This is a genomic window from Deinococcus rhizophilus (assembly GCF_030271215.1).
Taxonomy (GTDB): domain Bacteria; phylum Deinococcota; class Deinococci; order Deinococcales; family Deinococcaceae; genus Deinococcus; species Deinococcus rhizophilus.
In genome coordinates this window covers 1-6,426 of record NZ_JASNGB010000175.1, presented here as the reverse complement: position 1 = coordinate 6,426, position 6,426 = coordinate 1, and the positions used below count along the sequence as shown (strand labels likewise).

Annotated in this window: 7 protein-coding genes and 1 pseudogene; 3 read left to right on the top strand and 5 right to left on the bottom strand. The window is 72.4% G+C overall.

Going from position 1 to position 6,426, the window contains the following annotated elements; genetic code table 11:
* Positions 1–832, bottom strand: a pseudogene (locus QOL99_RS14150) (phospholipase D-like domain-containing protein); the annotation flags it as partial.
* A 91-nt stretch (positions 833–923) separates the two neighbouring features.
* Between QOL99_RS14150 and QOL99_RS14145 the strand changes: the two are divergent.
* Both QOL99_RS14145 and QOL99_RS14140 read left to right on the top strand, forming a co-directional pair.
* Entirely contained in the window at positions 924–1,592 is a 669-nt protein-coding gene (locus tag QOL99_RS14145; RefSeq protein WP_285524762.1) for an MOSC domain-containing protein, read from the top strand.
* 4 nt (positions 1,593–1,596) lie between these two features.
* Positions 1,597–2,406 (top strand): GNAT family N-acetyltransferase, encoded by an 810-nt coding sequence (locus tag QOL99_RS14140; protein WP_285524761.1) that lies wholly within the window; start codon positions 1,597–1,599, stop codon positions 2,404–2,406.
* 9 nt (positions 2,407–2,415) lie between these two features.
* On the opposite strand, the gene msrA is transcribed toward QOL99_RS14140, so the two are convergent.
* From msrA to proC, 4 genes are all read right to left on the bottom strand, one after another.
* Positions 2,416–2,970: a peptide-methionine (S)-S-oxide reductase MsrA gene (gene msrA / locus QOL99_RS14135; protein ID WP_285524760.1), complete on the bottom strand. Its 555-nt coding sequence runs from the start codon at positions 2,968–2,970 to the stop codon at positions 2,416–2,418.
* A 105-nt stretch (positions 2,971–3,075) separates the two neighbouring features.
* Positions 3,076–3,828 (bottom strand): TSUP family transporter, encoded by a 753-nt coding sequence (locus QOL99_RS14130; RefSeq protein ID WP_285524759.1) that lies wholly within the window; start codon positions 3,826–3,828, stop codon positions 3,076–3,078.
* 53 nt (positions 3,829–3,881) lie between these two features.
* Entirely contained in the window at positions 3,882–5,096 is a 1,215-nt protein-coding gene (locus tag QOL99_RS14125) for an MFS transporter (protein WP_285524758.1), read from the bottom strand.
* Positions 5,097–5,142: 46 nt separating this feature from the next.
* Positions 5,143–5,934: a pyrroline-5-carboxylate reductase gene (gene proC / locus QOL99_RS14120; RefSeq protein ID WP_285524757.1), complete on the bottom strand. Its 792-nt coding sequence runs from the start codon at positions 5,932–5,934 to the stop codon at positions 5,143–5,145.
* Between the two features lie 88 nt (positions 5,935–6,022).
* Here proC and QOL99_RS14115 point away from each other — a divergent pair.
* Positions 6,023–6,426 (top strand): 50S ribosomal protein L11 methyltransferase (locus QOL99_RS14115; RefSeq protein WP_285524756.1); only part of this gene is annotated, 404 nt, incomplete at its 3' end.

Here is a 6,426-nt window from a genome sequence, read left to right as displayed (position 1 = left end):
GCACGGCGGCGAGGGCGTGCCGGGCGACCGGGCCGCGTACCCAGACGCCCACGTCGGCGAGGTCGAGGCCCCGGCCTCCCGGCGCCTCACGCGGCAGGTGGTTGATGCTGATGTTGAACCCGCCCGCCAGCACGCGCTCGCCGTCTTGCACGATCACCTTGATGTGGCTGTGGGGATAGGTGGAGGCGTAACTGGCGATCTCCAGCCGCCAGCCGGGAACCGTGTCCCCGGTCAAGGGCACGCCCGCCGCGAGCAGGTGCTCGGCCGCCGCGTAGATGTTGGCGCGGGGGTCGAGCGGCGCACTCGCCCGCACCGTGTTGCCGAAGATCAGCCGCACCGTCAGCCCCGCCGGGTACCGCTCCGGGTGCGCGGCGAGGTCACCCCGCAAGGCGGCGATGGCAAGCGCCACTGGCGCCCCCGGCGCGTCCGGCCCCTCATCCCAGATCATGTTGGCGATCACCAGTTCGCGCCGGGTCTGCCCCAGTGCGGCCACCAGACTGTCGAAGCCGCCCAGCGGGGTCACGGGCTGGGTGCTGTAGGCGGGGTTGGCCTGCGGCAGATGCAGCAGCCCCTCCAGCCGGTTGCCGCAACTCAGGGCCGCGCCCTGCCCCCGCACGCGCTCATACAGCAGGCGGTCGAGGCGGGCGGTCGGCTCGGGGCAGGTGTTCAGTCCCAGCCCGTCAAGGGCAGCGAGGTCAGGCGGCGGGAGGTTCAGCCCCAGTGGGCCGGGCACCTGGAGGGGCTGGGCGGCAGCCTCCCCGAATGGGGCGACCAGCAGTGTCAGGAGGGCGATCAGGCCGCCGAGCAGGGGCCGGGGCAGACGGGGGCGCATAGGGCCGCAGCCTATCCTGCCCGGCGCACGCGGCACCGGGAGAAGACGCACCATGCCCCAGCCGGAGTCGGGCGCTGCTAGCCTGCTCTCCATGCAGCTTCTCAGCGTTCACGTGGGCCAGCCCACCGCCGTGCAGGTCGGCGCCCGGCAGGTGGTCAGCGGCATCCGCAAGCACGCGCTTCCCGGCCGGGTGGGGGTCACGGCGGCGGGGCTGGACGGCGACCACGTGATGAACCGCAAGCACCACGGCGGTCCCGATCAGGCCGTGTACGTCTACACCCGCGAGGACTACGCCCACTGGGAAGCGGCGCTGGGCAGGCCGCTGGAGCCGGGCACCTTCGGCGAGAACCTGCTGGTCGGGGGGCTGGAGTCGGCCGGGGTCAGCATCGGGGAGCGGTTCCGGGTCGGCGCGGTGCTGCTGGAGGTGACCGCCTCCCGGATTCCCTGCGCCACGCTGGGGGCACGGATGGGGGACGCGGGCTTCGTGGGGCGCTTCGCGGCGGCCCGGCGCCCCGGCTTCTACGCCCGCGTGCTGGAGGGCGGCGATGTGGGCGCGGGCGACCCGGTGACCCGCGAGGCTGGCCCCGCCGGAGCGCCCACGGTCGTGGACACCTTCGACCTGTGGTTCGCCCCCAGACCGCCGCGTGAGGAGTTGGAGCGCTGGCTGGCGTACCCACTCGCCGTGCGGCTGCGGCGGGGCGTGGAGGAACTGCTGGCCGCCCAGGACCGCCCGAGCCCCACGTCGTCCCCGCTAGTCTGACCCCATGGCCACACCACATGGGGAAGAACGGCGCCGATTGCTGGCTGCCTACGACGCGCAGCTCAGGGAGCAGGCCGAGATGTCGGGCGCCACGGGCCAGGACCGCGCCGGACCGCTGTGGCGCGGCAAGTTCGGCTCCCGGGGCCTCGTCTCCTACCGCTCGCTGGAGGGCCTGTCCGGGCAGGCGCTGGACAGCCTGATCGCGCAGACCGTGGAGCACTACGCCGCCGACCCCGCCATCACCTCCGCCGAGTGGAAAACGCGGGGGCATGACGCACCCGCCGACCTCCCTGACCGCCTGCGGGCGCACGGCTTCGAGCCCCAGGAGCAGGAAACCGTCATGGTCGGCGAAGCACGGCACCTCGCCGGGCCGGTCACCCTGCCGGGGGGCGTCCGGTTGCGCCGCATCGACGACCAGCCCGATCCCCTCCCCGACGTGACGCGGGCAGCCGATACACACAGCCGGGTGTTCGGCCTTCCCTTCCGGCCCGAGGAGCTGATGCGGCGGCTGGAGGAGCGCCGTGGCTGGACCGAACTCTGGATTGCGGAAACCGCAGACCAGGTCGTCTGTGTCGGCCGTCTGGAAGTGGTACCGGATACGGAATTCGCGGGTCTGTGGGGTGGCGGAACACTTCCCGAGTGGCGCGGCCAGGGCATCTACCGGGCACTGACCGCCGCCCGCGCCGGGTCGGCGCTGGGCCGGGGCGTCCGCTACCTGCACAGCGACAGCACGGACGCCTCGCGGCCCATTCTGGAACGCAGCGGCCTGCTGCCCGTGACGACGACGACGCCCTACGTCTGGGAGCGGCCCTAGGGCAGCGGCTCAGGCCCGCAGGCGGTCGCCGTACTCCTTGCGCAGCTTCGCCACCTTCGGCGCGATCACGGCCATGCAGTAGGGCTGGCGGGGGTTGTTGGCGTAGTAGTCCTGGTGGTAGTCCTCGGCCACATGGAACGTGGTGGCCGGTTCAATGCTGGTCACGATGGGACGGTCAAAGACGCCCTGCGCGGTCAGGTCGGCCATCACCTCGCGCGTGGTCTGCTCTTGCCCGGGCGTCAGCGGAAAGACTGCCGAGCGGTACTGGGTGCCCACGTCGGCCCCCTGACGGTTGAGGCTGGTGGGGTCGTGGGTGGCGAAAAACAGCGTCAGCAGGTCGCGGAGGCTCACCTGGGCGGGGTCGAAGGTGACCCGCACCGCCTCGGCGTGCCCGGTCGTGCCGCTGCACACGCTGCGGTAGTCGGGGGTGGGCGTGTGACCGCCGATGTAGCCGCTTTCCACCCGTTGCACGCCGCGCACGTCCTTCAGCACGGCCTCGGTGCACCAGAAGCACCCGCCCGCCAGAATCGCCTGCTCGGTCTGTCCGCCACTTGGTGAGGTCATGCCCGGATTCTGCCGCGTGCGGGCCGGGGGGAGTGTGGACCGTGGAACGTAGAGCGTGAAGGCGTGCGCCTGACCACGGTCCACCCTCCACCCCCTCCCCACCCCTTACCCCCCGAACAGCAGCCGCGCCGCTACCAGCACCACGATCACCCCGTAGATCACCTTCACGAAGCCGCTGCCGCGCAGCATCGCCATGCGGGCCCCCAGGGTGGCCCCCAGCGCGTTCGCCACGCCCATCGGCAGCCCGATCCACCACACCATCTGCCCGCCGATCAGGAAAAAGAGAAAGGCGCCGAGGTTGGTGGCGAAGTTGATCGTGCGGGCGTTGCCGCTGGAGCGCACCAGGTTGAAGCCCGCCAGCGCGAACAGGAACATCAGGAAGGTGCCCGTGCCCGGCCCCAGGAAGCCGTCGTAGATGCCGATGATGAACGCCCCCGGCAGCGTCAGCGCGAGCGTGCGGGCGGTCAGGCCGGGGTAGCGGTCCTCCAGGCCGAAGCGCTTGTTCGCCAGCACCAGCGCCCCCACCCCCAGGATCACCACGCCCACCAGGGTGCGGAAGGCGTCCGGGTCCACGAAGCGCACCAGAAAGGCCCCCAGCGCACTGCCGACGAGCGCGAGCGGGATCAGCCGCAGCACCAGCCCGCGCTCGACATGCCCCTTGCGCCAGTACTGCACGGTGGCACTCCCCGACCCGAAGATGGCGAGCAGCTTGTTGGTGGCGACCGTCTGCGCGGGGCTGAGGCCCATGAAAAAGAGCGTGGGCAGCGTGATGGTGCCGCCGCCGCCCGCCACCGCGTCGATGAAGCCCGCCAGGAAGGCGAGCGGAATGCCGTAGAGCAGGACTTCGGGGCCGGGCACGGGGGGCAGTATAGGAGGGGCCAGCGGGCCGGAGGCTCAGGCCGAACGCGCCCCTACTCCAGCCGCCGCAGGGCAGGCACCAGCAGACCCAGCCCGGCGACGGTCATCAGCAGGAATCCGGCCCCCAGCAGGGCTCCCGGTGGCCCCAGCGTCCCCGCTGCCGCCCCCGCCACGGCGAAGCCCACGGGGACGAGGCTGTAACTCACCAGCGAGGTCAGCCCGAACACCCGCCCCCGGTACTCGTCGGGCACCTGGGTGCCGACCCAGGCCGGATACAGCACGTTGGACACCATCGCCAATCCGTCGATCAGCAGCACGGCGACGAGCCCCATCCATACCTCCCGCGAGAGCGCGAGGGGCAGATATCCCACCAGCCCCGCCGCGAAGAGACTCCCCAGAATCGCCAGCCCGCGCCGCCGCACCCGCAGGGTTCCCAGGAGGGCGACACCCCCGAAAATGCCCACGTTCATCGCGGTCAGGTAGAGGCCGTAGGCGGCGGCGGGCTGTCCCAGCGTCCCCGTGACGAGCAGCGGCAGCGCCACCGCCATCGTCGCGCCGCTCAGGTTGATGACGGCAAACAGGGCCAGCAGAGAGAGCAGGGCGGGCTGGGTGCGGGCGTAGCGCAGGCCAGAGCCGATGTCGGCCCACATGGACGGCCGGGGACCTTCTTGGGCTGGAGACGCACCCACCCGCAAGCTCAGCAGCCCGGCGACCAGCACCCCGAAGGACAGCGCGTTCGCCGCCGCCGCACCCCCGGCCCCCGCCACGACCAGCAGCACCCCACCCAGCGCCGGGCCGAGGATGGCCGCCACGTTGTCTCCCAGCAGGAAAAGGGCCTGGGCCTCCTGCAAGCGCTCGCGGGGCACCAGCGCGGGGAGCAGGGCATCGAACGCCGGATTCGCCAGCGCACTCACCCCGCCGTAGAGCAGCGCCAGCGCGTAGAGGTGCCAGAGCTGCACGGCGTCTGCCAGGGCCAGCCCCGCGAAGGCGGCCATCAGCAGCCCGCGCACCGTGTTGGCCCCCACCAGCAATCGGCGGCGGTCCACCCGGTCCGCCAGCGCTCCACCCACGAGCGCGAGCGCAATGCCCGGCAGCACGGCCACCAGCAGCAGCCCGCTCAGGGCCGCCGCCGATCCGGTCAACTCCAGCAGCAGGGCGACCTGCGCCACCCGGAAGATGCCGTCGCCCAGGCCCGAGAAGGTCTGCGCCCCCCACAGCACCGCGAAGGGTTGGTGCCGGAAGAGGGCCAACGCGGAAGCCGTCTGCATGAGCGGGGCAGAGGGGAGCAGAGGCTGCGGGGCTCGCCCTCCTCCCCTACTCCTGATCCTTCCCGAGATCGGCGCCCCGGCGGGTGGCCGCCACGACCGCCCGCATCACCGCGCCGCGCACGCCCGCCGCCTCCAGCACCTCCAGCCCAGCGATGGTGGTGCCGCCGGGACTGGCGACCTCGTCCTTGAGCAGACCGGGGTGCGCCCGCTGCTGGAGGAGTTCACCGCTGGCGACGAGCACCTTGGCGGCGAGTTCGTGGGCCAGGGCGCGGGGCAGGCCCATCCGCACCGCGCCGTCCGCGAGCGCTTCGGCCACCAGCGCGGCGTAGGCGGGGCCGGAGGCACTCATGCCGGTAAAGGCGTTGAAGAGGTGCTCGGGGAGGTCGTACACGTCGCCCACCGCACCAAAGAGCGACCGGGCGAAGTCGAGGTCCCCGCTGAGTTCCGCCTCACGCGGGGCCGTGATCGCGGTCTGGCTCCGGCCGATGGTCGCCGCGAGGTTGGGCATCACCCGCACCACCCGCTTGGTCCCCAGGCGGCGGGAGAGCGTGTTCGTGCTGACCCCGGCCATCGTGCTGATGTACCCGGCGTTTTCCTGCGCGAGCCACTCACTGATTTCCGGAAAGACGCGCGGCTGCACGCTGACAAGCACCCGCTCGGCGAAGCGCAGGTCAGAGGCGCCGATGAGCGCGGCCCCCGTGCGCGAGGCGAGGTCGGAGGCCCGCCCCGCGTTCGCGTCCAGCAGCCCGATGTCTCCCGCAGCGATCACCCCGCGCGACAAGACCCCTTCCAGCAAGGCCAGACCCAGCTTCCCGACGCCGACGATGGCGAGTTTCATGGGGGAGAGTGTAGAGGCTGGGGGCGCGGGGCATGTCTGCCTGCGACCAGCCTCCAGCCCTGGCCCCGCGCCCGCTACACTCTCCCCCATGCTCGTGTACCACCTCCCCGGCACCTTCCAGACCCGCGAAGCCGACCTCGACCCCCTGTGGGAGGCGGGCGCGACCGGGCTGGAGGAGCGGTCCGGAGTGATCCGCGTCTATTTCGGGGGGCGGGTGCCGCTGCCCGCGTCCGTCTCGGACGGCGAGTGGCACGAGGAAACCGATCAGGACTGGCAGGCCGAGTTCCGCCGCACCCTGCGCCCGGTGCCGGCGGGCCGGGTGACCATCGTGGCGCCGTGGCAGCGGGAAGAGGTGGAGGCCGGGCAACTTCCGCTCGTCATCGAGCCGGGCATGGCCTTCGGGACCGGGCACCACGCGACCACCCGGCTGGCGGTGGAGGCGCTCTCCGGGCTGGGGCTGGACACGCGCGGGCCGGGCGGGACGGGGGCGCG